The organism is Streptomyces sp. adm13(2018) (assembly GCF_008042145.1).
In the GTDB taxonomy this organism is placed as follows: domain Bacteria; phylum Actinomycetota; class Actinomycetes; order Streptomycetales; family Streptomycetaceae; genus Streptomyces.
Map to the genome: position 1 here is coordinate 21,830 of NZ_RDBH01000081.1, position 2,270 is coordinate 24,099.

General features: G+C 75.3%; 3 protein-coding genes. 2 read left to right on the forward strand and 1 reads right to left on the reverse strand.

Going from position 1 to position 2,270, the window contains the following annotated elements; translation table 11 throughout:
* The first annotated feature begins 191 nt into the window (after positions 1 to 191).
* Together EAO70_RS07355 and EAO70_RS07360 are read left to right on the forward strand one after the other, a co-directional pair.
* A complete protein-coding gene (locus tag EAO70_RS07355; RefSeq protein WP_148002202.1) occupies positions 192 to 1,295 on the forward strand; it encodes a mannosyltransferase family protein in 1,104 nt (367 codons plus the stop codon).
* 64 nt (positions 1,296 to 1,359) lie between these two features.
* Complete coding sequence (locus EAO70_RS07360; protein ID WP_148002203.1) at positions 1,360 to 1,818, forward strand: hypothetical protein; 459 nt, start codon at positions 1,360 to 1,362, stop codon at positions 1,816 to 1,818.
* A 76-nt stretch (positions 1,819 to 1,894) separates the two neighbouring features.
* Here the strand turns inward: EAO70_RS07360 and EAO70_RS07365 are convergent.
* On the reverse strand, positions 1,895 to 2,270 hold a 376-nt coding region (locus EAO70_RS07365), incomplete at its 5' end, for an alpha-ketoglutarate-dependent dioxygenase AlkB (RefSeq protein WP_148002214.1).

Here is a 2,270-nt window from a genome sequence, read left to right on the forward strand (position 1 = left end):
CCCGAACCGGTCTTCGGAGCCACCGCGGCCGTCGTGCGGTACCGCATGCGCCTGACGGCCTACGCCAGTCTGCTGACCCCGGTGTACCCCAAGGGAGTCCTGGGCGACGGCCCCGAGACCGCCGGGCTCCCCGCGTACTCCGCGACCCGACCGCTGCGGCTGAGCACCGGCTCGGCACCGAGGACCGGGACGTGCTGTGGCTGTACCTGCTCACCCGGGTGGCCCTGTGGATCACCGCGTACGGCGCGCGATGGCTCTTCCCCGCCGACGGCGGCGCCCATGACCCGGGCCCGGTCCTCGCCCCGTTCGAACGCTGGGACTGGGGGCACTTTCTGAACGTGGCGCGTGACGGCTACTTCCCCGGGGAGAGGGGCCCGTGGGATCCCGAGTGGGACGACCGCGAGGCCTTCTTCCCGGGATTCCCCCTCGTCCTGCGGGCCGTCCACACCGTCGTGCCGCAGTGGACCGCGGCGGGGCTGCTGATCTCGTTCGTCGCGGGCGGGGTGGCGGTGCTGGCCCTGGTCCGGGTCGCCCGTCTCCACCTGCCCGACGAGGGCGCCGGGCGGCGCACGGTGCAGCTCCTGCTGATATCGCCGTGCGCGGTCTTCCTCGCCGCCGGGTACAGCGAGGCGCTGTTCCTCGCCCTCGCCCTGCCCGCCTGGCTCGCCGCGCACCGCCGCAGTTGGCCCCTCGCGGCCACGCTCGCCGCCCTGGCGACGACCGTCCGCGTCAGCGGCCTGTTCCTCGCGGCCGCCCTCGCCCTGCACTTCGTCCTGACGGCCCGTGGCCGCGCCGACTGGCGCCCGCTGCCCTGGCTGGCCCTGCCCGCGCTGCCCGTCGCCCTCTACGCCTGGTTCCTGCGGGCCCGTACCGGCGACTGGATGGCGTGGAAGCACGCCCAGGAACGGGGCTGGTACCGCCACTTCCACGCCCCGTGGGAGACCTGGGCCACGACCTGGGAGTCCGCGTTCGACGGGGGCATGACGACCGGCTACGCGTTCATGTTCCAGGCCGAACTCCTCGCCATGGTCGTCGGACTGGCGCTCGCGGCCCTCCTGGTGCGCCGCCGCCGCTGGCCCGAGGCCGTCTACGTCGGCCTCAGCCTGTGGGCGCTGGGGACGTCGTACTGGTACCAGTCCCTTCCCCGGGCGACCCTGCTGTGGTGGCCCCTGTGGATCGTGCTCGCCGCCTGGACCCTCCGCTCGCCGCGCTTCCGGACCGCGTACTTCTGCCTCGTGGCGCCCCTGTCGACGCTGTTCGCCCTGACGTTCCTGACGGGCCGCTGGGCCGGCTGAGCCTCGGACGATCTTGGTGGCGGCAACGGGCAACCCCGTACCGCCCCATGGCGTCCTACCGACCGTGACCGATCCCTTCGCACCCGACGCCCCCGCCGGTTCCGAGTCCTTCGACGACGACGAGGAGTCCGTCCGACCGGGCCCGTTCAGGCGTCACGCGCTGTGGGCGGCGGGAGTCGCCGCCGCCGGGGTGGCGATGGGCTGGGTCACCTCCCTCTTCCGGATCGGCCCCGAGGAGTACGGTCTCCCGCCCGCCGCCCCGGGGTCGCTCTGGCCGTACCTGACGGCCTGGGCCGTGATCGGCCTCGTGGTGGCGGGTGTCCTGCGCGCCACCGCCGCCCGGATCCCGGTGTACGCGCCCGGCCGGACCGCCGTCGCGCTGACCTACCTGGGCACCCGGCTCTCCCTCGGCCGGCGTCCGGAGGCTCCGCTCGTCGCCGCGATGGCGGCGGCCGCGCTGGTCGCGGCCGCGGTCTGGTGCGCCGTCGCCCTGCACCAGCACCGGCGCCGGGCCGAGGCCTGATCAAGGCGGCGTACGCGGGCAGTCCCCCGACTCCGTACTCCTGCCGATTCCCCTCGCCCCCCCGGAGCCTCAGGCCTCAGCGGACTCCGCGGGGCCGGAACTGGACGCTGATGCGGGGCCCGACGGCGCGGCTCGTCTTCGGGACGGCGTGTTCCCAGGTGCGCTGGCAGGAGCCGCCCATCACGACGAGGTCGCCGTGGCCGAGCGGGAGGCGGAGGCGGGCGGGGCCGCCGGCCCGCGGGCGGAAGGCGAGGTCGCGGGGGTCGCCGACGGAGAGGATGGCGACCATCGTGTCGTGGTGGGCCGAGCGGCCGGTCCGGTCCCCGTGCCAGGCGACGCTGTCCCGGCCGTCCCGGTAGAGGCAGAGGCCCGCGGTGACGAAGGGTTCCCCGAGCTCGGCGGCGTAGTGGGCGCCGAGGGTGTCCCGGGCCTCCGCGAGGGCGGGATGCGGG